This is a genomic window from Pseudomonas sp. JL3 (assembly GCF_031570575.1).
Taxonomy (GTDB): domain Bacteria; phylum Pseudomonadota; class Gammaproteobacteria; order Pseudomonadales; family Pseudomonadaceae; genus Aquipseudomonas; species Aquipseudomonas cucumis.
The window spans coordinates 114,618-137,811 of sequence record NZ_JAKWJK010000013.1 but is presented as its reverse complement, the minus strand read 5'-3'; the positions used below and the strand labels follow the sequence as shown (position 1 = coordinate 137,811).

The 23,194-nt window shown below is 60.3% G+C and carries 21 protein-coding genes; 15 read left to right on the top strand and 6 right to left on the bottom strand.

Features of this window, described 5'->3' with window-relative positions; genetic code table 11:
• Positions 1-3: 3 nt before the first annotated feature.
• The 5 genes from MMG91_RS20995 to ydcS form a co-directional block, all read right to left on the bottom strand.
• Entirely contained in the window at positions 4-1,428 is a 1,425-nt protein-coding gene (locus tag MMG91_RS20995) for a gamma-aminobutyraldehyde dehydrogenase (protein ID WP_310660574.1), read from the bottom strand.
• Positions 1,429-1,476: 48 nt separating this feature from the next.
• A complete protein-coding gene (locus MMG91_RS20990; RefSeq protein ID WP_310660573.1) occupies positions 1,477-2,301 on the bottom strand; it encodes an ABC transporter permease in 825 nt (274 codons plus the stop codon).
• Positions 2,291-3,238, bottom strand: a complete 948-nt coding sequence (locus MMG91_RS20985) for an ABC transporter permease (protein WP_310660572.1) — start codon at positions 3,236-3,238, stop codon at positions 2,291-2,293. The genes MMG91_RS20990 and MMG91_RS20985 overlap by 11 nt, the downstream gene beginning before the upstream one ends.
• A gap of 1 nt (position 3,239) precedes the next feature.
• Positions 3,240-4,277, bottom strand: a complete 1,038-nt coding sequence (locus MMG91_RS20980; protein ID WP_310660571.1) for an ABC transporter ATP-binding protein — start codon at positions 4,275-4,277, stop codon at positions 3,240-3,242.
• Between the two features lie 108 nt (positions 4,278-4,385).
• A complete protein-coding gene (ydcS, locus tag MMG91_RS20975) occupies positions 4,386-5,537 on the bottom strand; it encodes a putative ABC transporter substrate-binding protein YdcS (RefSeq protein WP_310660570.1) in 1,152 nt (383 codons plus the stop codon).
• A gap of 327 nt (positions 5,538-5,864) precedes the next feature.
• Between ydcS and MMG91_RS20970 the strand changes: the two genes are divergently transcribed.
• From MMG91_RS20970 to MMG91_RS20900, 15 genes are all read left to right on the top strand, one after another.
• Complete coding sequence (locus MMG91_RS20970; protein WP_310660569.1) at positions 5,865-6,587, top strand: tellurite resistance TerB family protein; 723 nt, start codon at positions 5,865-5,867, stop codon at positions 6,585-6,587.
• A gap of 194 nt (positions 6,588-6,781) precedes the next feature.
• Positions 6,782-8,404: a methyl-accepting chemotaxis protein gene (locus tag MMG91_RS20965; protein WP_310660568.1), complete on the top strand. Its 1,623-nt coding sequence runs from the start codon at positions 6,782-6,784 to the stop codon at positions 8,402-8,404.
• On the top strand, positions 8,404-8,940 hold the full coding sequence (locus MMG91_RS20960; protein WP_305504711.1) for a chemotaxis protein CheW: 537 nt from the start codon (positions 8,404-8,406) through the stop codon (positions 8,938-8,940). The genes MMG91_RS20965 and MMG91_RS20960 overlap by 1 nt, the downstream gene beginning before the upstream one ends.
• Positions 8,937-10,220: a CheR family methyltransferase gene (locus MMG91_RS20955; protein WP_310660567.1), complete on the top strand. Its 1,284-nt coding sequence runs from the start codon at positions 8,937-8,939 to the stop codon at positions 10,218-10,220. The genes MMG91_RS20960 and MMG91_RS20955 overlap by 4 nt, the downstream gene beginning before the upstream one ends.
• On the top strand, positions 10,217-10,900 hold the full coding sequence (locus tag MMG91_RS20950; RefSeq protein WP_305448353.1) for a chemotaxis protein CheW: 684 nt from the start codon (positions 10,217-10,219) through the stop codon (positions 10,898-10,900). Before MMG91_RS20955 ends, MMG91_RS20950 begins: the two co-directional genes overlap by 4 nt.
• Complete coding sequence (locus MMG91_RS20945) at positions 10,897-13,185, top strand: hybrid sensor histidine kinase/response regulator (RefSeq protein ID WP_310660566.1); 2,289 nt, start codon at positions 10,897-10,899, stop codon at positions 13,183-13,185. Before MMG91_RS20950 ends, MMG91_RS20945 begins: the two co-directional genes overlap by 4 nt.
• Positions 13,182-14,192: a chemotaxis response regulator protein-glutamate methylesterase gene (locus tag MMG91_RS20940; RefSeq protein WP_310660565.1), complete on the top strand. Its 1,011-nt coding sequence runs from the start codon at positions 13,182-13,184 to the stop codon at positions 14,190-14,192. The genes MMG91_RS20945 and MMG91_RS20940 overlap by 4 nt, the downstream gene beginning before the upstream one ends.
• Positions 14,193-14,240: 48 nt before the next feature.
• Positions 14,241-15,242, top strand: a complete 1,002-nt coding sequence (locus tag MMG91_RS20935; RefSeq protein ID WP_052967467.1) for a PleD family two-component system response regulator — start codon at positions 14,241-14,243, stop codon at positions 15,240-15,242.
• Between the two features lie 106 nt (positions 15,243-15,348).
• A protein-coding gene (prfB, locus tag MMG91_RS20930) for a peptide chain release factor 2 (protein WP_095920368.1) occupies positions 15,349-16,444 on the top strand; the annotation gives its coding sequence in 2 pieces (ribosomal slippage) (positions 15,349-15,420 and positions 15,422-16,444; 1,095 coding nt in all).
• 100 nt (positions 16,445-16,544) lie between these two features.
• Positions 16,545-18,047 carry a lysine--tRNA ligase gene (gene lysS / locus MMG91_RS20925; RefSeq protein WP_305448356.1) on the top strand — a complete coding sequence of 501 codons (1,503 nt, stop codon included), beginning with the start codon at positions 16,545-16,547 and terminating at the stop codon, positions 18,045-18,047.
• 103 nt (positions 18,048-18,150) lie between these two features.
• Positions 18,151-18,867 (top strand): TetR/AcrR family transcriptional regulator, encoded by a 717-nt coding sequence (locus MMG91_RS20920; protein WP_305504715.1) that lies wholly within the window; start codon positions 18,151-18,153, stop codon positions 18,865-18,867.
• A gap of 129 nt (positions 18,868-18,996) precedes the next feature.
• Complete coding sequence (locus tag MMG91_RS20915; RefSeq protein WP_310660564.1) at positions 18,997-19,551, top strand: hypothetical protein; 555 nt, start codon at positions 18,997-18,999, stop codon at positions 19,549-19,551.
• 36 nt (positions 19,552-19,587) lie between these two features.
• The gene (locus tag MMG91_RS20910) at positions 19,588-20,865 is read left to right on the top strand and encodes a flavohemoglobin expression-modulating QEGLA motif protein (RefSeq protein WP_305448358.1); all 1,278 of its coding nucleotides are present in this window, start codon (positions 19,588-19,590) and stop codon (positions 20,863-20,865) included.
• A 145-nt stretch (positions 20,866-21,010) separates the two neighbouring features.
• Positions 21,011-21,925 (top strand): alpha/beta hydrolase, encoded by a 915-nt coding sequence (locus MMG91_RS20905; protein ID WP_310660563.1) that lies wholly within the window; start codon positions 21,011-21,013, stop codon positions 21,923-21,925.
• The gene (locus MMG91_RS20900) at positions 21,922-22,251 is read left to right on the top strand and encodes a hypothetical protein (RefSeq protein WP_007897662.1); all 330 of its coding nucleotides are present in this window, start codon (positions 21,922-21,924) and stop codon (positions 22,249-22,251) included. Before MMG91_RS20905 ends, MMG91_RS20900 begins: the two co-directional genes overlap by 4 nt.
• A gap of 109 nt (positions 22,252-22,360) precedes the next feature.
• Here MMG91_RS20900 and MMG91_RS20895 read toward each other — a convergent pair whose 3' ends face one another.
• Complete coding sequence (locus tag MMG91_RS20895) at positions 22,361-23,149, bottom strand: OmpA family protein (protein ID WP_310660562.1); 789 nt, start codon at positions 23,147-23,149, stop codon at positions 22,361-22,363.
• Positions 23,150-23,194 lie beyond the last annotated feature (45 nt).

Below are 23,194 nucleotides of genomic sequence, written 5' to 3'. Positions count from 1 at the left end.
CTTTTAATGTTTGAACATCACATGCCTTACAACCGTGTAGTCCTCCAACCCATACATCGACATGTCTTTCCCATAACCGGACAGTTTCTGACCGCCGTGAGGCATTTCGCTGACCAGCATGAAGTGGGTGTTTACCCATGTGCAGCCGTACTGCAAACGTGCAGACAGCCGATGCGCGCGGCCGACGTCCGCGGTCCAGACTGACGACGCCAGGCCGTAGTCTGAATCGTTGGCCCAGGCCAGCGCCTGCGCTTCATCGGTGAACTTGGTGACCGACACTACCGGTCCGAACACTTCGCGGCGCACGATCTCGTCGTCCTGTTGCACGTCAGCCAGCACCGTCGGTTCAAAGAAGAAACCATTGCCTTCCACCGCTTTGCCGCCTGTGATCAAACGAATGTGCGGTTGCTTGATGGCACGCTCGACAAACCCTGTCACGCGGTCGCGATGCTGCGCGCTGATCAACGGGCCCAGCTCCGTCGATGGATCATCCTGCAAGCCGTACTTGATACTGCTGACGGCCGCGCCGAGCTTTTCGACGAACTGGTCGTAGATGCCTGCCTGCACGTAAATGCGGCAGGCGGCGGTGCAATCCTGGCCGGCGTTGTAGAAACCGAAGGTGCGAATGCCTTCTACGGCGGCGTCGATGTCGGCATCGTCGAAGATGATCACCGGCGCTTTGCCGCCCAGTTCCATGTGCAGGCGTTTGACGCTGCCGGCGGTGCTGGAAATGATGTTCGAACCGGTAGCGATGGAGCCGGTCAGCGATACCATGCGCACTTTCGGGTGAGTGACCAACGGGCTGCCGACCGTAGGACCACGACCGAACACCAGGTTAAGCACGCCCGCCGGGAAGATTTCCGACGCCAGTTCTGCCAGGCGCAGGGCGGTCAGCGGGGTTTGTTCCGACGGCTTGAGCACCACGGTATTACCGGCGGCCAGGGCCGGGGCGATTTTCCAGGCGACCATCATCAGCGGGTAGTTCCACGGCGCGATGGAGGCGATGACGCCCACCGGGTCGCGGCGGATCATCGAGGTGTGGCCGGGCAAATATTCACCCCCTAGCGCACCGCTCATGCAACGGCTGGCGCCGGCGAAGAAACGGAACACGTCGGCAATCGCCGGGATTTCATCGTTCAGCGCGGCGCTGTAGGGTTTTCCGCAGTTGTCCGACTCCAGCTTGGCCAGCTCTTCGCCATGGGCTTCGATGATGTCGGCGAGTTTGAGCAGCAACAGTGAACGTTCTTTCGGCGTGGTTTGCGACCAGGATTGGAAGGCGTTGTCGGCGGCCCGAACGGCGGCATCGATCTGGGCTTCGCTGGCTTCATTGATTTCTACCAGCACACGGCCGAGGGCCGGGTTGAACACGGCTTGGGCGGCACCGTCGCCGTTGACGAGTTGGCCGTTGATCAAGAGTTTGGTTTGCATGGCTTTGCCCTCATCGAAGCGGTTTCCACATTGGGAATGAGTTGTCAGTTATTTTCCGCCACTGCCCGCAACGCTTTCCCCACCACGGGTCAAATAATAGGCGCCAAGAATCGGCAACATTGTCACCATCATCACCAGCATCGCGACGACGTTGGTCACCGGCACGTCCCGTGGGCGGCTGAGCTGATTGAGCAGCCACAGCGGCAAGGTGCGTTCATGGCCGGCGGTGAAGGTGGTGACGATGATTTCGTCGAACGACAGCGCAAAGGCCAGCATGCCGCCGGCCAGCATCGCCGAGCCGAGGTTCGGCAGGACAATGTAGCGGAAGGTCTGCCAGCCGTCGGCGCCGAGGTCCATCGACGCTTCGATCAAACTGTATGACGTGCGGCGCAAGCGGGCAATGACGTTGTTGTAGACGATCACCACACAGAAGGTCGCGTGACCGACGATGATGGTGAATATCCCCGGTTCAATCCCCAAGGTCTTGAAGGTCGCCAGCAGCGCGATCCCGGTGATGATCCCGGGCAGGGCAATCGGCAGGATCAGCATCAGCGAGATGCCTTGCTTGCCGAAGAAATCCCGCCGGTACAACGCCGCCGACGCGAGGGTGCCGAGGATCAGCGCAATCAGCGTGGCGACGGCGGCGATCTGCAGCGACAGCTTGATCGCTTCCAGCACGTCCGGCCGGGAGAACGCCACGCCGATCCACTTCAGGGTGAAGCCCTTGGGCGGAAAGCTGAACGCCGCGTCTTCGGTGTTGAAGGCGTAGAGGAAGATGATCAGGATCGGGAAGTGCAAGAACACCAACCCGCCCCAGGCGGCGATGCGCAGGCCCGGGGATGCCCGGTCTTGAGAGGACGCATCAGAGCGCATCGAAAGCCCCCAGACGTTTGACGATGGACAGGTAAATGGCGATCAGCACGATCGGCACCAAGGTGAAGGCCGCCGCCATCGGCATATTGCCGATCGCTCCTTGCTGGGCGTAGACCATGCTGCCGATGAAGTAGCCCGGTGGGCCCACCAGTTGCGGCACGATGAAGTCGCCCAGGGTCAACGAAAACGTGAAGATCGAGCCGGCCGCGATGCCCGGAATCGACAGCGGCAGTATCACTTGCATGAAGGTCTGACGTGGCTTGGCGCCAAGATCCGCCGAGGCTTGCAGCAAGGACGGCGGCAGGCGTTCCAGTGAAGCCTGAATCGGCAGGATCATGAACGGCAGCCAGATGTAGACGAATACCATGAACCGCCCCAGATGCGAGGTCGACAGGGTGCTGCCGCCTACTCCCGGAATCCCGAGCACGAACTGCAACACCGGTTCCAGCCCCAAGTGCTGAACGAACCACTGGGCCACGCCGCCCTTGGCCAGCAGCAAGGTCCAGGCGTAGGCCTTGACGATGTAACTGGCCCACATCGGCATCATCACCGCAATGTAGAAAAACGCCTTGGTCTTGCCGCTGGTGTAGCGCGCCATGTAATAGGCGATCGGGAACGCCACGATTGCACTGGCGATGGACACGACGATGGCCATGCTCAGGGTGCGCAGGATGATGTCGAAGTTCGATGGCTGGAACAGTGCTGCGAAGTTTGCCAGGGTCAGGTCGGGCGTGACCGCCATGGTGAAGTCATCGAAGGTGTAGAAGCCTTGCCACAACAGGGTCAGCAGCGAGCCGAGGTAGATCGCACCGAACCACAGCAACGGCGGCACCAGCAGCAGCGACAGATACAGGTTCGGCCGCCGGTACAGCAAGTTCGAAAACCGGCGCAACGGCGAGCCGCTTGTCGGGGTTTGAGGAGCTGCCACGCTGTTCATCTCAAACCCCGCCCACAACATGGTCGTGCAGCGGGATCATCGCTTCACGCGCCCAACGAGCGCTGATGCGTTGCCCGGTCTGATGTTGCGCGCTGACATCCAGCCACTGGACGTTGGCCTGGCTGATGTTCAACGTCTGGCCATTTTCCAGCTTCAATTCATAGCGGGTGGCGCTGCCTTGGTACTGGATGTCGTGCAGCAGGCCGCTGACTTCGATTTCATGGCTGGCCAGCGGGCCTTCGGCGAAACGCACGTGTTCGGGGCGGATCGAAAACGGCTGTGGATTGCCACTCAACTGCCGGGCCAGATCGCCGCGAATCACATTGGACGTGCCGACGAATTCGGCGACGAACGTGGTCGCCGGTTTCATGTACAGGTGACGCGGCGTGTCGACCTGTTCGATGCGGCCCTTGTTGAACACGGCCACGCGGTCGGACATCGACAGCGCTTCGGTCTGGTCGTGAGTGACGAAGATGAAGGTGATGCCGAGCTGGCGTTGCAGCTTCTTCAGCTCGCCTTGCATTTGCTCGCGCAGTTTCAGATCGAGGGCACCCAAGGGTTCGTCGAGCAGCAACACGCGAGGGCGATTGACTAACGCGCGGGCCAAGGCCACACGCTGACGCTGGCCCCCGGAGAGTTGCACCGGTTTGCGCTCGCCGTAGCCGCCGAGGGCGACCATATCGAGAGCTTCTTCGGCGCGCTTTTGGCGTTCGGACTTGCCGACACCTTTGACTTTCAAACCGTAGGCGACGTTGTCGAGAACGTTCATGTGCGGGAACAGCGCGTAATCCTGGAACACGGTGTTCACGTCCCGCTGATATGGCGGCAGCCCGGCGGCTTCGGCGCCATGAATACGGATGGAGCCAGTGCTCGGTTGTTCGAAACCGGCGATCAGGCGCAGGCAGGTGGTTTTGCCCGAGCCGGAAGGGCCCAGCAGGGAAAAGAACTCGCCGTCCTGAATATCGATGGAAACCCGGTCAACGGCTTTCACTTCTCCGAACTGACGGGAAACGTTGGTGAACTGGACTGCAAGCGTCATGGTGCGGAGCTCCGAAAAGGCGAGGATCGTCACAGTGGCCTTGCCTGGACTTCTGAAATCTTCATTGATGATCGTTCCCACGCTCCGCGTGGGAACGATCAGTTGGTGTTAGCGACCACCCATGATCGCAATGTAATCCTGGGTCCAGCGGCTGTAAGGCACGAACTTGCCGCCCTCAGCCTGTGGGGTTTTCCAGAAGGCGATCTTGTCGAACTGGTCGAAACCGTTGGTCTTGCAACCCTCGGCCCCCAGCAGTTCGTTTCCGGTACACGCCGCCGGAACCGCTGGCAGCGAGCCGAACCAGGCGGACACATCGCCCTGGACCTTCGGCGTGAGCGACCAGTCCATCCACTTGTAAGCGCAGTTCGGGTGCTTGGCCTCGGCGTGCAACATGGTGGTGTCGGCCCATCCGGTGGCGCCTTCTTTCGGAATGGTTGAGGCGACCGGCTGTTTCTCGTTCATCAGGCCGTTGACCTGATAGGGCCAGGAGCTTGAAGCCACCACGCCTTCGTTCTTGAAGTCACTCATTTGTACGGTGGTGTCGTGCCAGTAGCGGTGGATCAACTTTTGTTGGGCGCGCAGCAGCTCGAGAACGGCCTTGTACTGTTTTTCGTCGAGCAGGTAAGGATCCGTGATACCCAGTTCCGGCTTGGCGGTTTTCAGGTAAAGCGCCGCGTCCGCGATGTAGATCGGGCCGTCATACGCTTGTACGCGGCCCTTGTTGGATTTGCCGTCGGACAGCTTCTGCTCTTCGAACAGCACGCCCCAACTGGTTGGCGGCTGTTTGAACACGTTGGTGTTGTACATCAGCACGTTCGGGCCCCATTGATAGGGAGTGCCATAAGTCTGCTTGTCGACCACGTACCACGGCGCATCCTTCAGGCGCGGATCGAGATTTTTCCAGTTGGGGATCAGTGCGGTGTTGATCGGCTGCACACGTTTGCCGGCGATCAGGCGCAGGGAGGCGTCGCCGGACGCCGTCACCAGGTCGTAACCGCCCTTGGCCATCAGGGTGACCATTTCATCGGACGTGCCGGCGGTCTTGACGTTGACCTTGCAGCCGGTCTCCTTCTCGAAAGCGCTGACCCAGTCGTAGGCCTTGTCGGTTTCGCCCCGTTCGATATAGCCAGGCCAAGCGACGATATCCAGCTGACCTTCGCCGGCGCCGACAGCTTTCAGCGGCTCGGCGGCCTGCAGGCTGGTGCTGGCCAGCAGTGCTGTGGTGATTGCACTGAGCAGTGCGGTCTTGTGCACAAGCATGGGTGAACCCTCTTCTTTAAATTATGGTCGGGGCAGTGTTGAACGGGATGATGCGCCGTGAGTGGCTTGTTATTAGCTTAGTGCGCTTTGTGAGAGGCAGATTGAGGTCGGGCTGTCTTATGGATTTATCCAGCCTAGTGCGCGGTTCCACGGTCGACAAATCTCAAAGGCTGCATTCGATGAAATAGATTCCTGGAGGGCGTTCCAGCCTGTTTGCCTAAACGTGAGCAACATCTGGAAGCACTCTCATCGAGAGACGTCGGGCACTTTTGATCCAGGCTGGTGGCCTTAAAGATCCGGTTAACCCGAATTCGTGGAGGCAGCAAAATGAACACTCGTGGATTGCTCGATCAACTACTCAAATCCGGTCAGGACCTGTTGCAGAACAAGGCCGGCGGTACCCGGAACAAAGCGTCCAGCGGTGGTTTGGGCGGTTTGCTCGCAGGCTCCAGTGGTTCGGGCGGCCTCGGCAGTGTGCTCTCCGGCGCTGGCGGCGGTGCACTGGCGGCTGGCGCCATGGGCCTGTTGCTCGGCAACAAGAAGGTGCGCAAGGTCGGCGGCAAAGTGGCTATCTACGGCGGCCTCGCCGCACTGGGCGTGATTGCCTACAAAGCGTACGGCAACTGGCAGGCCCAGCAGGGCACCGCAGCCACAACCGAGCCGCAAACTATCGACCGCTTGCCGGCGGCTCAGGTTGAGCAACACAGCCAGGCGATCCTCAAGGCGTTGGTCGCCGCGGCCAAGGCTGACGGTCATGTCGATGAACGTGAGCGCCAATTGATCGAAGGCGAGTTCAGCAAACTCGACAATGATCAGGAGCTGCAACACTGGCTGCACGCCGAGCTCAATAAACCGCTGGACCCGGCCGACGTCGCCCGCGCTGCGAGCACGCCGGAAATGGCGGCGGAGATGTACATCGCCAGCGTGATGCTGGTGGATGAGGAGAGCTTTATGGAGAAGTCCTATCTGGATGAACTGGCGCGACAGTTGAAGCTGGAGCCGGGGTTGAAGGCAGAGCTGGAAAAGCAGGTGCGTCAGGCTTCTATGTAGGTCTTCAGACCGCCTTCGCGGGCAAGCCTCGCTCCTGCAGTGAATTGTCGAACACACGATTGTCGTCGACGCTGACCCGTAGGAGCGAGGCTTGCCCGCGAAGGCATCTTCAAGCCACACCGCATAACCCGATAATCAATCCACAGGCCCTCGGCTATACTCCCCCGCAATTTGACCTGCACCGAGGACTGACTGTGAAGAACTGGACGTTGCGCCAACGCATTTTGGCGAGCTTTGCGGTGATTATCGCGATCATGCTGCTGATGGTCGTGGTGTCTTTTTCCCGGTTGATGAAGATCGAGGTCAGCGAAGAAAAGGTCCGCACCGATGCGGTGCCCGGGGTGTATTTCAGTTCGATGATGCGCGGTGCCTGGGTCGACAGTTATAACCTCACCCAGCAAATTGTCGGTCTTTCCGGAAATCGCGAAATAACCGCTGCCGACCAGGTCATGTACAAGAGCTTCGAAGAGCGCTTGAACGAGCAAGTGACCCACTACCGCAAGACTATTTTCCAGGCGGATGATCAGGCCCTCTTCGACGAATTCGAAGCGCGTCATCAGACCTTTAATCAAGAACTGACGAACGTTCTCGACCTCTATCAGCGCAAAGAGTATGAGCAAGCACGTCTTGCCATGGAGCAAAAGCTCACACCGGCCTGGGTCAATGGACGCAAGCAGTTGAATAGCCTCATTGAGCGCAATCACGATATGGCTGAAAAAACCACGCTGGCCATTGGTGAAGCGGTGACGGCCGCCAAAATCAGCATGGGCGTCTCTTTGCTGGTGGCGATCATCGTCGCCGGCCTCTGCGGCCTGCTGCTGATGCGCGCGATCATGGCACCGATGAATCGCATCGTGGAGATCCTCGAAGTCATGCGCACCGGCGATCTCAGCAGTCGCCTGGATCTTGATCGCAAGGACGAGTTCGGCGCGGTGGAAACCGGCTTCAATGACATGATGACCGAGCTCACGTCGCTGGTGTCCCAGGCCCAGCGCTCCTCGGTGCAGGTCACCACGTCGGTCACGGAAATCGCCGCGACGTCCAAGCAACAGCAGGCCACCGCCACCGAAACCGCAGCCACCACCACCGAAATCGGTGCGACATCGCGGGAAATTGCCGCCACCTCGCGGGATCTGGTGCGCACCATGACCGAAGTCTCCACCGCCGCCGATCAGGCATCGGTGCTGGCCGGTTCCGGTCAACAAGGCCTGGCGCGCATGGAAGACACGATGCACTCGGTGATGGGCGCGGCGGATCTGGTGAACGCCAAACTGGCGATCCTCAACGAGAAGGCCGGCAACATCAATCAAGTGGTGGTGACCATCGTCAAAGTTGCCGACCAGACCAACCTGTTGTCCCTGAATGCTGCAATCGAAGCCGAGAAGGCCGGTGAATACGGTCGCGGGTTTGCCGTGGTCGCCACCGAAGTGCGGCGACTGGCGGACCAGACCGCTGTGGCCACCTACGACATCGAGCAGATGGTGCGTGAGATCCAGTCGGCGGTGTCGGCCGGGGTCATGGGCATGGACAAGTTTTCCGAAGAAGTGCGTCGTGGCATGTCCGAGGTGCAGCAGGTGGGTGAGCAACTGTCGCAGATCATCCATCAGGTTCAGGCGCTGGCACCACGGGTGTTGATGGTCAACGAAGGCATGCAGGCCCAGGCCACGGGCGCCGAGCAGATCAACCATGCGTTGGTGCAATTGGGTGACGCCAGCAGCCAGACCGTCGAGTCCCTGCGTCAGGCCAGTTTCGCTATCGATGAGTTGAGCCAGGTGGCCGTGGGGCTGCGTGGCGGCGTTTCGCGATTCAAAGTCTGATGAGCGAGCTCGCGGTCAAACGCGGCGCGGTGATGCCAGTGAAACAGTCGTTGTTTCTGGTGTTCCGCATCGGCAATGAGCGTTACGCCTTGCAGGCCATCGAGGTGGCCGAAGTGCTGCCGCAACTGCCGTTGAAACCCATTCCCCGAGCGCCGGACTGGGTGGCAGGGGTGTTCGCCTGGCGCGGCGCGGTGGTGCCGGTGATCGACCTCAGCGCCCTGACGTTCGGCCAACCGGCCCAGGCCCGCACCAGCACGCGGCTGGTGCTGGTGCATTATCGGCCGGACGAGGCGACGCCTGCGCAATTGCTCGGGCTGATTCTGGAACAGGCCACCGACACGTTGCGCTGCAACCCGGCGGATTTTCAGCCATATGGCCTGGACAATCGCCAGGCGCCGTACCTCGGGCCGGTGCGCGAAGATGCCCAGGGTTTGTTGCAATGGGTGCGGGTTGCCGATTTGCTGGACGAACAGGTCCACGCCTTATTGTTTCCCTCGCCGCCGCTGGACCTGGCGCAGTTTGAGGAGCAGGGATGAGCAGCGATCAAAGGTTTTTCGATTTCCTCAAAGAGCGTATCGGCCTGGATGTGGGCTCGGTTGGCCCGGCGATCATCGAACGCGCGGTGCGCCAGCGCTGCACGGCGGCTCGGGCGCTGACGGCCGATGAGTACTGGCACACCCTGCTGGGCTCGCGGGACGAACAACAGGCGCTGATCGAAGCAGTGATCGTCCCCGAGACCTGGTTTTTCCGTTATCCGGAATCCTTCGCCACGCTGGCGAAACTGGCGGTCAAGCGGCTGGCGGCGATCAATAACATGCGCGCGCTGCGGATTCTCAGTCTGCCGTGTTCCACCGGCGAAGAACCGTACTCCATCGCCATGGCATTGCTCGATGCCGGGCTGGCGCCGCACCAGTTCAAGGTCGACGGCATGGATGTCAGCCCGCTGTCGGTGGAAAAGGCCAGGCTCGCGCTGTACGGCAAGAATTCGTTTCGTGGCCAGGACATCGAATTTCGCGAGCGGCATTTTACGGCTGAAAATGACAACTATCGCCTCAGCGGGCGCGTGCTTGAACAGGTGCGTTTGCAGGTCGGTAATCTGCTGGATCCGGCGTTGCTGGCCAGTGAGCCACCTTATGACTTCGTGTTTTGCCGCAATTTGCTGATCTATTTCGACCAGCCGACCCAGCAGCAAGTGTTCGAAGTGCTCAAGCGCCTGACCCACGTCGACGGCGTGCTGTTTATCGGCCCTGCGGAGGGCAGTCTGCTGGGGCGTTTCGGCATGCGCTCGATCGGCATTCCGCAGTCGTTTGCCTTCAGTCGTCAAAGTGCACCGGAACCGCGCGCGACCTTTGTGCCGACGCCGCTGCCGCTTCCGGTGCAACAACCGGTGCGCAGCGTGACACCGCCACCAGTGCGCAGTCGGCCTTTCGCGACAGTCGTGCCACTGCCTCAGGTCGCCGCCGCCCCTTCGAAAACCATCCCTTCGGACGCCACCACGCTGCTGGCGAACATCGCCGCGCTGGCCAATGAAGGCAAAAGCGCTGAGGCCCGCGCAGCGTGCGAAAGTTTTTTGCGCAGTCACGAGCCGGTAGCGCAGGTGTTCTATTGGCTGGGGCTGCTCAGCGATGTCGCCGGCAGCGCTCTCGAGGCCCAGGGTTTTTATCGCAAGGCGTTGTACCTCGAACCGCAACACCCCGACGCATTGATGCACCTGGCCGCCTTGCTGCAGTCCCAGGGCGACACGGCCGGTGCCAGACGATTACAGGCCCGCGCCGCCCGCAGCGAGCGCGCCGCTGACAGTGAGCGTAAACGATGAACGCTGCCGACACCTTGAGCGTCACCCGTGAAGATGCCCAGGCCATCGACGACTGCTGGAACCGCATCGGTATCCACGGCGACAAGTCCTGCCCCTTGCTGAGCGAGCACATTCATTGCCGCAACTGTGCGGTGTATTCGGCTGCCGCCACGCGCCTGCTCGATCGCTATGCCTTGCAGCAGGACGACCGCGAGCAAGTTTCCACAGTGGCCGGGAGCGATGTGAAAACCCGCTCGCTGCTGATGTTTCGCCTCGGCGAAGAATGGTTGGGCCTGGCCACTCGCAGCCTGGTCGAAGTGGCGCCGCTGCAGGCGATTCACTCGTTGCCGCATCAACGCTCCCGGGCGTTGCTCGGCGTGGCGAATGTGCGCGGTGCCCTGGTGGCGTGCCTGTCGCTGGTAGAACTGCTGGGGCTCGACGCCACCAGTGGCGTGGCGTCTGGCGCGCGAGTCATGCCGCGGATGCTGATCATCGCCGCCCACGGCGGGCCGGTGGTGGTGCCGGTGGACGAAGTGGACGGGATTCATGCCATCGACGAGCGCATTCTCGAAGCGGCATCTCGGTCCGGCGCCCAGGCCAGTGCCAAATACACCCGTGGCGTTTTGCAATTCAAAGGTCGCAGCCTGCGTTGGCTGGATGAAGAACAGCTGCTGTCCGCCGTGACCCGGAGCCTCACATGACCCCCGAGCAAATGCGTGACGCCTCCTTGCTGGAGCTGTTCAGCCTGGAAGCCGAGGCCCAGACCCTGGTGCTGAGCGCAGGGCTTTTGGCGCTTGAGCGCGATCCGACCCAGGCCGATTACCTTGAGTCGTGCATGCGGGCCGCCCACTCGCTCAAGGGCGCTGCGCGGATTGTCGGTGTCGATGCCGGGGTCCGCGTCGCCCATGTGATGGAAGATTACCTGGTCAGCGCCCAGGAAGGGCGCCTGTACCTGCGGCCCGAACACATTGATGCCCTGTTGCAAGGCACCGATCTGCTGATGCGGATTGCGACGCCGAGCAACGCTCCGGCGCCTGCGGATATCGACGCTTACGTCGTCTTGATGGGACGGCTGCTTGATCACATGGCGGCCACGGCCCCCCTTGCGCCGCCGATGGCAGAACTTCAGCTGGAGCCGCCGACGCCCAAGGTTGAGCCGCCCATGCCGGCCGCCAGCGAAGCCCCCCCGGCAGCGCCCGCCGAGCCAGCCCTCACGACTAAACGCAGCACCGAAAGTGGCGAGCGCGTGTTGCGCGTGACGGCCGAGCGCTTGAACAGCCTGCTCGACCTGTCGAGTAAATCCCTGGTGGAAACCCAGCGGCTCAAGCCGCACCTGGCCACCATGCAGCGCCTCAAACGCATGCAGAGCAACGGCCTGCGGGCCCTGGAAAACCTCAACGTCCATCTCAAGGACCATGCCTTGAGTCTCGAAGCCCAAGAGGCCTTGGGCGATGCCCGACGACTATTGGCCGAGTCCCAGCAATTGCTGGTGGAAAAGAACGCCGAACTGGATGAGTTCGCCTGGCACGCCAGCCAGCGCGCACAGGTGTTGTATGACACGGCGCTGGCCTGTCGCATGCGGCCATTCGCCGACGTGCTGAGCGGGCAAGCGCGCATGGTCCGCGATCTCGGCCGTGACCTTGGGAAACAGGTGCGGCTGGAGATCGAGGGCGATAAGACTCAGGTCGACCGCGACGTACTGGAGAAACTCGAAGCGCCGCTGACGCACTTGCTGCGCAATGCGGTGGATCACGGTATCGAAACCCGGGAACAACGGCTATTGGCCGGTAAACCGGAGGAAGGCCTGATCCGTCTGCGAGCGTCCCATCAAGCCGGTCTGCTGGTGCTGGAGCTCAGCGATGACGGCAATGGTGTTGATCTGGAAAAACTCCGTCGCAACATCGTCGAGCGGCAGTTATCCCCAGCCGAGACCGCCGCCCAGTTGAGCGAAGAGGAACTGCTGACGTTCCTGTTTCTGCCGGGTTTCAGCTTGCGCGACACGGTCACCGAAGTCTCCGGGCGCGGCGTCGGGCTGGATGCGGTTCAGCATATGGTTCGCCAATTGCGCGGCGCCGTGGTGCTGGAGCAAACGGCGGGTGAGGGCAGTCGCTTTCATCTGCAAGTACCGCTGACGCTGTCGGTGGTGCGCAGCCTGGTGGTGGAAGTCGGTGAGGAGGCGTATGCCTTCCCGCTGGCGCACATCGAGCGCATGTGCGACCTGGCGCCGGAGGATATCGTGCAGGTCGAGGGCCGGCAGCACTTCTGGCACGAAGGCCGGCATGTCGGGCTGGTCGCCGCCAGTCAGCTGTTGCAGCGACCGGCGAGCCAGAACAACGCGCAGACCCTCAAAGTCGTGGTCATCCGCGAGCGCGAGGCGATTTACGGGGTGGCGGTCGAGCGGTTTATCGGCGAGCGGACGCTGGTGGTGCTGCCGCTGGACGAGCGCCTGGGCAAGGTGCAGGACATTTCTGCCGGAGCCTTGCTCGACGACGGCTCGGTAGTGCTGATCGTCGATGTCGAAGACATGCTGCGTTCGGTGGACAAACTGCTCAATACCGGGCGTCTGGAGCGCATTGCCCGGCATGCCAATCAGGCCGTCGAAGCGGCGCGTAAACGGATTCTGGTGGTGGACGATTCGCTGACCGTGCGTGAGTTGCAGCGCAAATTGCTGCTCAATCGCGGCTATGACGTCGCGGTGGCGGTGGACGGTATGGATGGCTGGAACGCCCTGCGTTCGGAGGATTTCGATCTGCTGATCACCGACATCGACATGCCGCGCATGGATGGCATTGAGCTGGTGTCTTTATTGCGTCGCGATAACCGCCTGCAATCGCTGCCGGTGATGGTGGTGTCCTACAAGGACCGCGAAGAAGACCGCCGCCGTGGACTGGACGCCGGAGCCGACTATTATCTAGCCAAAGCGAGTTTTCATGATGACGCTTTGCTGGATGCAGTGGTTGAGCTCATTGGAGGCGCGCGGGCATGAAAATCGCTATCGTCAATGACATGCCCATGGCGGTAGAGGCTTTGCGCCGCGCATTGGCGTTCGAACCTGCGCACGAGGTGGTCTGGGTCGCCGGCAATGGGGCCGAGGCGGTGCAACGTTGCGCTGAATACACCCCGGATCTGATCCTGATGGATTTGATCATGCCGTTGATGGACGGTGTGGAAGCGACCCGGCGAATCATGGCCGAGACTCCGTGCGCGATTGTCATTGTCACTGTCGACCGCGAGCAGAACGTGCACCGGGTGTTCGAAGCCATGGGTTACGGCGCGCTGGACGTGGTCGATACCCCGGCTATCGGGGGCGGCAATCCTCAGGAAGCCGCCGCACCGCTGTTGCGCAAGATCATGAACATTGGCTGGCTGATCGGCGACCATAGCAATCGGGTGCGATCGGCACCGAGTTCGCACCGCCACTCGTCCTCGCGCCAGCATTTGGTGGCCATCGGTTCATCGGCTGGCGGGCCGGCGGCGCTGGAAGTGCTGCTCAAGGGCCTGCCTCGAGACTTTTCGGCGGCCATCGTGCTGATCCAGCATGTGGATCAGGTGTTCGCCGCGGGCATGGCCGAATGGCTTGCCAGCGCCAGTGGCCTGAACGTGCGCCTGGCCCAGGAAGGCGAACCGCCCCGAAGCGGCACGGTCCTGCTGGCCGGGACCAACCATCATATTCGCTTGCTGAAAAACGGCACGCTGGCCTACACCGCCGAACCGGTCAATGAGATCTATCGGCCTTCGATCGATGTGTTTTTCGAGAGTGTGGCCAGTTACTGGAGCGGTGACGCGGTGGGCGTTCTGCTGACCGGTATGGGGCGCGACGGCGCGCAGGGGCTTAAACTCATGCGCCAACAGGGCTACCTGACCATCGCTCAGGACCAACAAAGCAGTGCGGTGTACGGAATGCCGAAGGCGGCCGCGGCCATCGACGCAGCTGTGGAAATTCGCCCACTGGACAAGATAGCGCCACGATTGCTGGAAATCTTCTCAAAATGACTATCATTAGCAGCAATCGTGGCCAAGGCAGTACTCAGGTGACCGCACATGAATGATTTACAGCTCGACGACTTCAAAACCGACGAAAACGCCGCCATGGTGTTGTTGGTGGACGATCAGGCGATGATCGGCGAGGCGGTGCGGCGTGGTTTGTCGAACGAAGAAAACATCGACTTCCATTTCTGTGCCGACCCGCACCAGGCCATCGCCCAGGCGATCCGCATCAAGCCGACGGTGATCCTTCAGGATCTGGTCATGCCCGGCCTCGACGGCCTGAGCCTGGTGCGCGAGTACCGTAATCACCCGGCGACCAAGGACATTCCGATCATTGTCTTGTCGACCAAGGAAGATCCACTGATCAAGAGCGCAGCGTTTGCCGCCGGCGCCAATGATTACCTGGTCAAACTGCCGGACAACATCGAACTGGTGGCGCGCATCCGCTATCACTCGCGCTCCTACATGACCCTGCTGCAGCGTGACGCGGCGTATCGCGCGCTGCGGGTCAGTCAGCAGCAGTTGCTCGACACCAACCTGGTGCTGCAACGCTTGATGAACTCCGATGGCCTGACCGGGCTGTCAAACCGCCGGCATTTCGACGAATACCTGGAGCTGGAATGGCGGCGTTCGCTGCGGGATCAGACCCAACTGTCGTTGTTGATGATCGATGTCGATTACTTCAAGTCCTACAACGACAGCTTTGGCCACCTCGAAGGCGATGAGGCGCTGCGCAAAGTCGCCACGGCGATTCGCGACGCCAGCTCCAGACCTTCGGACTTGCCAGCTCGTTACGGCGGCGAAGAGTTCGTCCTGGTCCTGCCCAACACCTCGCCGGGCGGTGCGCGAATGGTGGCGGAAAAACTACGCCAGACCGTGGCCGGGTTGAAGATCCCGCACATTTTCCCGACCGAAGGTTCGAGCCTGACCATCAGCATCGGCCTGTCGACCTTGATCCCCCAGCCGGGCAGCGATTGCCGGCAATTGATCTCGGCGGCGGACAAGGGGCTGTACCTGGCGAAGAACAATGGGCGTAATCAAGTGGGGATTGAATGAACCGTCAGGTTCATTCGCCGCTAAAGCCGCCAGGCGGGCTGCCTTGACAGCTTGATTACGTTATACTCGCCGGCTTTCAAAAGTTCGCCAACGAGTGCTGCCCGCCATGGAAATCAACCCGATCCTTAACAGTATCAAGGACCTGTCCGAGCGCTCCGAAACTATTCGGGGGTATCTTTGACTACGATCAAAAGCATGAGCGTCTGACTGAAGTCAATCGCGAGCTTGAAGATCCGTCTGTCTGGAACAACCCGTCGTACGCTCAGGAACTGGGCCGCGAGCGGTCGCTGCTGGCTCAGATCGTCGAAACCCTCGACGAAATGCACAGTGGCCTGGCCGATGCCAAAGACCTGCTGCTGATGTCCGCCGAAGAAGAAGACCAGGCCGCCGTCGATGATGTCGCCGCCGAAGTCGAGCGCCTGCGCGAGTCCCTGGAAAAACTCGAATTCCGTCGCATGTTCAGCGGTGAGATGGACGCCAACAACGCCTACCTGGACATCCAGGCCGGCTCCGGCGGTACCGAGGCCCAGGACTGGGCCAACATCCTGCTGCGCATGTACCTGCGCTGGGCGGATAAACGCGGTTTCGACGCGACCATCATGGAGCTGTCGGCTGGTGAAGTCGCCGGTATCAAAGGCGCTACCGTGCACATCAAGGGCGAATACGCCTTTGGCTGGCTGCGTACCGAAATCGGCGTGCACCGCCTGGTGCGCAAGAGCCCGTTCGACTCCGGCAACCGTCGTCACACCTCGTTCTCGGCCGTGTTCGTGTCGCCGGAAATCGATGACAACATCGAAATCGACATCAACCCGTCGGACCTGCGCATCGACACCTACCGCTCCTCCGGTGCCGGTGGTCAGCACGTTAACACCACCGACTCGGCCGTACGGATTACCCACGTACCGACCAACACCGTGGTCAGCTGCCAGAACGAACGTTCCCAGCATGCGAACAAAGACACCGCGATGAAAATGTTGCGGGCGCGTTTGTATGAGCAGGAAGTGCAGAAGCGCAACGCCGCTTCCCAAGCCCTGGAAGACACCAAGTCGGATATCGGCTGGGGTCATCAGATCCGTTCGTATGTGCTCGATGCCTCGCGGATCAAGGATCTGCGCACCAACATCGAACGCAGCGACTGCGACAAGGTGCTCGACGGCGACATCGACGAATACCTGGTAGCCAGCTTGAAACAAGGGCTTTAACGCACGCCCTACGGGGGCAATACGACCCTGTAGGAGCGAGGCTTGCCCGCGAACCCCGGCGAATGCCGGGGGCAACGAACCTGATGGAATATTTAAAGACATGAGCGACCTACAACTCGACCCGCAAGCCCTGCAACAGGAAGAAAACTCCCTGATCGCCCTGCGCAAGGAAAAGCTTGCTGCCGAGCGCGCCAAGGGCAATGCCTTCCCCAACGACTTCCGCCGCGACAACTACTGCAATGACTTGCAGAAACAGTACGCGGACAAGACCAAGGAAGAGCTGGCAGAGGCTGCGATCCCGGTCAAGGTTGCCGGTCGCATCATGCTCAACCGTGGCTCGTTCATGGTGATTCAGGACATGACCGGGCGGATTCAGGTTTACGTCAACCGTAAAACCCTGTCCGAAGACACCCTGGCCGCGGTGAAAACCTGGGACATGGGCGACATCATTGCCGCCGAAGGCACCCTGGCGCGTTCCGGCAAGGGTGACCTGTACGTCGAAATGACCAGCGTGCGCCTGCTGACCAAATCCCTGCGCCCGCTGCCGGACAAGCACCACGGCCTGACCGACACCGAGCAGCGCTACCGTCAGCGTTACGTTGACCTGATCGTCAACGAAGAGGTGCGCCAGACCTTCCGCGTTCGCTCGCAAGTCATCGCGCACATCCGCAGCTTCCTGATGAAGCGTGACTTCCTGGAAGTGGAAACGCCGATGCTGCAAACCATTCCGGGCGGCGCGGCGGCCAAGCCGTTCGAGACTCACCACAACGCGCTGGACATGGAAATGTTCCTGCGTATCGCGCCTGAGCTGTACCTCAAGCGCTTGGTGGTCGGCGGTTTCGAGAAAGTCTTCGAGATCAACCGAAACTTCCGTAACGAAGGCGTTTCGACGCGTCACAACCCTGAATTCACCATGTTGGAGTTCTACCAGGCTTACGCCGACTACGAAGACAACATGGACCTGACCGAAGAGCTGTTCCGTGAACTGGCTCAACTGGTTCTGGGCAGCACCGACGTGCCTTATGGCGACAAAGTGTTCCACTTCGGCGAGCCGTTCGTGCGTCTGTCGGTGTTCGACTCGATCCTCAAGTACAACCCTGAGCTGACCGCTGACGACCTGACTGACATCGACAAGGCCCGCACCATCGCCAAGAAGGCCGGCGCCAAGGTGCTGGGCTTTGAAGGTCTGGGCAAATTGCAGGTGATGATTTTCGAAGAACTGGTCGAGCACAAGCTGGAGCAGCCGCACTTCATCACCCAGTACCCGTTCGAAGTGTCGCCGCTGGCCCGTCGTAACGACGAGAACCCGAACGTCACCGACCGTTTCGAACTGTTCATCGGTGGTCGTGAAATCGCCAACGCCTACTCCGAGTTGAACGACGCGGAAGACCAGGCCGAACGTTTCATGGCGCAGGTGGCCGACAAGGACGCCGGCGACGACGAAGCCATGCATTACGACGCCGACTTCGTTCGCGCGCTGGAGTACGGCATGCCGCCAACGGCCGGTGAAGGGATCGGCATCGACCGTCTGGTGATGTTGCTGACCAACTCACCGTCCATCCGCGACGTGATCCTGTTCCCGCACATGCGGCCACAAGCGTAAGTGTTTCAATTAAAAAGCCGCCTAAAACAGGCGGCTTTTTATTGCCTGTCTGGTACAAACGTATCAATTGGTTACTTTTGACGTTTAGAGAGGAATACCTGTCGTGAATCGTGCAATGGCTCAAGAAGGTGCAGCGGTTATCGCCACTGCGGTCGCTGAAAGTGTTCAGTACCAGGGTCGCAAGGCCAGCCGACAGGGCAGCGAACAGCGTCGACAGGACATTCTCGACGCGGCGATGCGCATTGTCGTGCGCGATGGCGTGCGGGCCGTGCGACACCGTGCAGTGGCCGCTGAAGCGGGTGTGCCGCTGTCGGCCACGACGTACTATTTCAAGGACATCGATGACCTGCTCACCGATACCTTCGCCCAATACGTGGAACGCAGCGCGGCGTTCATGGCCCGGTTGTGGGCCAGCAACGAAGGCCTGTTGCGCGAGATGGTTGTCAGCGGCGATGGCACCCCCGAGTCCCGCTCACAGTTGGCGGACGATATCGCCAGGCTGATGGCTGACTATGTGCATCGGCAATTGATCAATCGCCGCGAGCACTTGATGGCCGAACAAGCCTTCCGCCAGGAAGCCTTGCTCAACCCGCGTCTGGCCTTGTTGGTGCGCTCTCATCAGCAAATTCTGCTGCAGGGCACCTGCCAGCTTTTCGAAGTATTGGGTTCCCGTGAGCCACAACAGGATGCCAAAGTGTTGACTGCGATTATCGGACGGATGGAATATCAGGGCCTGCTCAACGACGCCGAGCCTGTTGCCGAAGAGGAAATGCTCGGCATCCTCAACCGCTACATGCATTTGGTGTTGGCGTCGGTGTAACCCGGTACTCCATCGTTCCCACGCTCTGCATGGGAATTACCGACGTGACGCAGAACCGGATGCGTTCCCACGCAGAGCGTGGGAACGATCAATGCGCAAAAGTCGTCGTGTATCGATAGGGAGTGTTGAATGAAAGCCTGGCGCGTCGTTGTGATCGCCTTGTCGATCCTGCTGCTCAGTGGCTGTCTGGTGACCTTCAAGGAGCCGCTGCCCGCCAGCGAGCCCGCGCCCAAAGGGCTGCTTGGCAAATGGACCAGCACCAATGCCTGGGGGGAGCCGATGAACCTGGAACTGACACGCATCGGTGACAATCGCTATCAGGCGGTCAGCTACTTCAAGGCCAAACCCCACGAGCGTGAAGCCTATCCCTTCACCGTGTCGCGCCATGGCAATCGCTGGTATCTGTCGGCTAAGGTGCCGGCGCAGTTCGGCGGGAACTTCACCATCACCGGTTTCGAGCTCAACGATAAGCACGAACTGGTGGTCTACAACCTCGACCTTGAACAGATCAAACAGGCCATGGGTCAAGAAGCCCTCAGTGGCCAAGGCTTCCAGACCGACGACGGCGACGGGGTGTTGATCAATAACAGCCTGGATCAGGTGTTTGCCTACCTCGATGATCCGGCCAATTCCGATGTTTTCGTCGAAGCGGTGCGCTACCAGCGCCTGGCAAAAACCAAATAAACCCAGCACGTAACGGTTTTACTACAGGAGTTTCGGGTGGACGAATACCAGCAGACGATACGCATTTTGTCCGATCGCATAGTGCTGGCGCAGACGCCGATTCGCGTTCTGGATGCGGTCAAGTGGGACGACAGCATTCGCAAGGGGTTCCTCAAGGGCAAGGGCAAGGAAATGCCGGCCGTGGACCGCGACTACTACCTCAATCGACCGTTGGCATTTGACTCCAGCAAAGTGAAGCTGGAATTCCAGAACATCGAGCGTGACATCACCCGCCAGCTCGGCCAGTTCAACCCGGTCGGGCAGATCATGCGTCGTATGTGCAAGGAATACCGCATGGTGATCCGCATGCTCGAAGCGCGTGGCACCGAGGATTTCGGGTTGATTTCCCAAGAGTTGTACGGCGCGGCGTCCGATGCGTTCCACGCCGGTGATCCGACCTTGGCTGACCTGGGGCTGATGCTCTCCGATTACCTGAACAACATCGCCGGCCGTGGCGACCTCAAGGACGAACCGAAAGTCCTCACCGCCAAGGAAGCTGTCGACCTGCTGCAACATCGGTTGAACAAGGTGTTTGGCGAAAACGAGGAAACCATCCGGGTGTTTGAATCCGATGGTATCGTCGCCGATGCGGCGGCCGGCGCCGACTACATCAAGATCCGCACCGACGCGATGTTCAACAACCGCGACGTGCGTGCGCTGGAAGTCCATGAAGGGCTGGTGCATGTGGGCACCACGCTCAACGGCCTGAATCAGCCGATCTGCACCTTCCTGTCCAAAGGCCCGCCGTCGTCCACCGTGACCCAGGAAGGCTTGGCGATCCTGATGGAAATCATCACCTTCGCCTCCTACCCGAGCCGCCTGCGCAAACTGACCAACCGCACCCGCGCCATTCATATGGTGGAGGAGGGCGCGGACTTCTTGCAGATCTACGAGTTCTTCTGTGAGCAAGGCTTCGAAATGGCCGAAAGCTACGGCAACGCCAGTCGGGTTTTCCGTGGCTCGGTGCCGACTGGTCTGCCATTTACCAAAGACTTGTCCTACCTCAAGGGCTTTATCATGGTTTACAACTACATTCAGTTGGCCGTGCGTAAAGGCAAGCTGGAGCAGATACCGCTATTGTTTTGCGGCAAGACCACGCTGGAAGACATGCGGACCTTGCGCCAATTGGTGGACGAAGGCCTGGTGGTGCCACCCAAGTACCTGCCCGACCAATTCCGCGACATGAACGCGCTGTCGGCCTGGATGTGCTTCTCCAACTTCCTCAACCACCTGAGCCTGGACCGGATCGAAGCGGATTATTCCAATATTCTGTAAATCACCAACTGATCGTTCCCACGCTCTGCGTGGGAATGCCGCAATGGACGCTCTGCGTCCTCTGTGACGCAGAGCGTCACGGGATGCATTCCCACGCGGAGCGTGGGAACGATCGATTTCATACATCACTGCGAGGCTTCACCGGATGAGAATCCTCGGCATCTTTTGCCTGCTCCTGGCCCTCGGCGGTTGCGACTCTCTGCTGTTCTACCCCGAGCCCGGCCAGCCGTTCACCCCGGAAAAAGCCAAACTCGAATTCCGCGACGTCACCCTGATCACCGCAGACGGCCTCAAGCTGCATGGCTGGTGGCTGCCGGCGAAAAAAGGTGTCGAGGTCAAAGGCACGGTGCTGCATTTGCACGGCAACGGCGGCAACCTGGCGTGGCATTTGGGTGGGAGCTGGTGGTTGCCGGAGCAGGGCTATCAAGTATTGCTGGTGGACTATCGCGGGTACGGTTGGTCCGAAGGTAAACCGGCGTTGCCGGCGATCTATCAGGACATCGATGCCGCGTTCAAATGGCTCGACCAGGCCCCGGAGGTCAAGGGTAAGCCGCTGATCCTTCTCGGTCAGAGCCTTGGCGGCTCCATGGCCGTGCATTTTCTGGCCCTACATCCCGAGCGCCAGCGGCAACTCAAGGCTTTCGTGCTCGATGGTGTGCCTGCCAGCTACCGCGATGTCGGGCGTTTCGCCCTGAGCACGTCGTGGATGACCTGGCCGTTCCAGGTGCCGTTGTCCTGGTTGGTGCCGGACGGCGATAGCGCGATCCGTTCCATGAAGCAGCTCAACGGCGTACCGAAACTGATCTATCACAGTCTCGATGATCAACTGGTGCCCCTTTCCAACGGCATCCGACTGTATCAAGCTGCGCCGCCGCCGCGCGTGCTGCAACTGACCCGGGGCGGTCATGTGCAAACCTTTGCCGACCCGGTCTGGCAAAAGGTCATGCTGCGCTACCTCGAAGACCCCCAGCATTTCAACGGTCTGCGCCGCCTGGGTGAAGTCCCGAATTACCCGACACCCCCGAATTCTGAAGATGAACCACCAGAGAGTCCGCAATGAGTGAAGAACGTAACGCCATCCCGCTGATCATCACCGGTATTTGCAGCATCCTCGGCACCGTGGGTGCCCTGTGGTGGTACGGCTACCTGCACTTCGCCAAACCCGAAGATGCGCTACTGCTCAGCGACTTCACCATGCTCAAGACCGTGCCGGGCGAAGACTACAAGGTCTCCCTGGAACCGGCTCCGCAGGTGGCCCAGTGCATTGATGGCGTGTTGGTGTTGTTCGACACCGACCAGAAAGGCCTGACTGGCGTGCTGATCAACAGCAAGAAAAAAGCCGTGCGCTGCATGGGCGAGGAAACGCCGCAAAAACTCGAACAGTAACCTGGTCGTACACAAATACTGTGTCACCGAAGATCCAATGTGGGAACGTCAAATAAAAAAGCCCCGCCTGATCAATTCAGACGGGGCTTTAAGTTTCAGCGTGGTCAGCTTACTTGGCGCTGACCGCCGAACGCGGAATCACCGGCTGGTTATCGTTGGAAATAGTCACTTCCACCCGACGGTTCATCGCACGGCCCGAAACGCTGGTGTTATCGGCCACCGGGTATTCCTTGCCATAACCCTGGGCCACGATGCGTGCAGGATCGACACCCATCTTGATCAGGGCCACTTGCACCGAGGTCGCGCGACGCTCGGACAGCGACTGGTTATAAGGCGCCGAGCCGGTGCTGTCGGTATAGCCTTCGACAATCACTTTACGGTCCGGGTTTTCCTGAAGGAACTGCGCCAGTTTGTTGATATTCACCAAACCATTGGACTTCAGTTCCGCCTTGTTGGTGGCGAACAGCACATCACCAAACGTCACCAAGGTGCCGCGATCGGTCTGTTTGGCGTTCAGGCTGTCTTGCAGCTGCTTGATCTGCTGGTCGCGGGCATCCAGACGAGCCTGAGCCCGTTGTGCCGCGGCATTTTTCAGGTTGTTTTCAGCGGTGCGCAGAGCGATGGTCTGCTTGGCCACTTCAACACGCTGATTGGTCAGGTAAGCCAGTTGGTCGACCTTGGCCTGGTCTTCCCTGTCCTGATAAGCCTTTTCGGCCTTGTCCAGGTAGTCGCTGGCGTCTTTGGTTTCCAGTGCCGCAACTTTGCTGGCTTGCGGGTTGGCTTGCAGACCGGTGTAGTTGGTACGGGCTTGCTCCAGGTTCGCGTTAGGGGGTGTGGAGCAGGCAGCCAGTGCAACACTTGCGGCCAGGAGGGCGGGGATCATCAATTGTTTGCGCATAATGGTTCGTCCTTTCTATCGATAAGAGTTTCAGGTCTGGAAATC

What these genes read in the sequence shown, in the direction of transcription:
- MMG91_RS20995 (WP_310660574.1), bottom strand. Translation starts at nt 1,428, where the DNA reads ATGCAAACCAAACTCTTGATCAACGGCCAACTCGTCAACGGCGACGGT.
- MMG91_RS20990 (WP_310660573.1), bottom strand. Translation starts at nt 2,301, where the DNA reads ATGCGCTCTGATGCGTCCTCTCAAGACCGGGCATCCCCGGGCCTGCGC.
- MMG91_RS20985 (WP_310660572.1), bottom strand. Translation starts at nt 3,238, where the DNA reads ATGAACAGCGTGGCAGCTCCTCAAACCCCGACAAGCGGCTCGCCGTTG.
- MMG91_RS20980 (WP_310660571.1), bottom strand. Translation starts at nt 4,277, where the DNA reads ATGACGCTTGCAGTCCAGTTCACCAACGTTTCCCGTCAGTTCGGAGAA.
- ydcS (WP_310660570.1), bottom strand. Translation starts at nt 5,537, where the DNA reads ATGCTTGTGCACAAGACCGCACTGCTCAGTGCAATCACCACAGCACTG.
- MMG91_RS20970 (WP_310660569.1), top strand. Translation starts at nt 5,865, where the DNA reads ATGAACACTCGTGGATTGCTCGATCAACTACTCAAATCCGGTCAGGAC.
- MMG91_RS20960 (WP_305504711.1), top strand. Translation starts at nt 8,404, where the DNA reads ATGAGCGAGCTCGCGGTCAAACGCGGCGCGGTGATGCCAGTGAAACAG.
- MMG91_RS20955 (WP_310660567.1), top strand. Translation starts at nt 8,937, where the DNA reads ATGAGCAGCGATCAAAGGTTTTTCGATTTCCTCAAAGAGCGTATCGGC.
- MMG91_RS20950 (WP_305448353.1), top strand. Translation starts at nt 10,217, where the DNA reads ATGAACGCTGCCGACACCTTGAGCGTCACCCGTGAAGATGCCCAGGCC.
- MMG91_RS20945 (WP_310660566.1), top strand. Translation starts at nt 10,897, where the DNA reads ATGACCCCCGAGCAAATGCGTGACGCCTCCTTGCTGGAGCTGTTCAGC.
- MMG91_RS20940 (WP_310660565.1), top strand. Translation starts at nt 13,182, where the DNA reads ATGAAAATCGCTATCGTCAATGACATGCCCATGGCGGTAGAGGCTTTG.
- MMG91_RS20935 (WP_052967467.1), top strand. Translation starts at nt 14,241, where the DNA reads ATGAATGATTTACAGCTCGACGACTTCAAAACCGACGAAAACGCCGCC.
- lysS (WP_305448356.1), top strand. Translation starts at nt 16,545, where the DNA reads ATGAGCGACCTACAACTCGACCCGCAAGCCCTGCAACAGGAAGAAAAC.
- MMG91_RS20915 (WP_310660564.1), top strand. Translation starts at nt 18,997, where the DNA reads ATGAAAGCCTGGCGCGTCGTTGTGATCGCCTTGTCGATCCTGCTGCTC.
- MMG91_RS20905 (WP_310660563.1), top strand. Translation starts at nt 21,011, where the DNA reads ATGAGAATCCTCGGCATCTTTTGCCTGCTCCTGGCCCTCGGCGGTTGC.
- MMG91_RS20900 (WP_007897662.1), top strand. Translation starts at nt 21,922, where the DNA reads ATGAGTGAAGAACGTAACGCCATCCCGCTGATCATCACCGGTATTTGC.
- MMG91_RS20895 (WP_310660562.1), bottom strand. Translation starts at nt 23,149, where the DNA reads ATGCGCAAACAATTGATGATCCCCGCCCTCCTGGCCGCAAGTGTTGCA.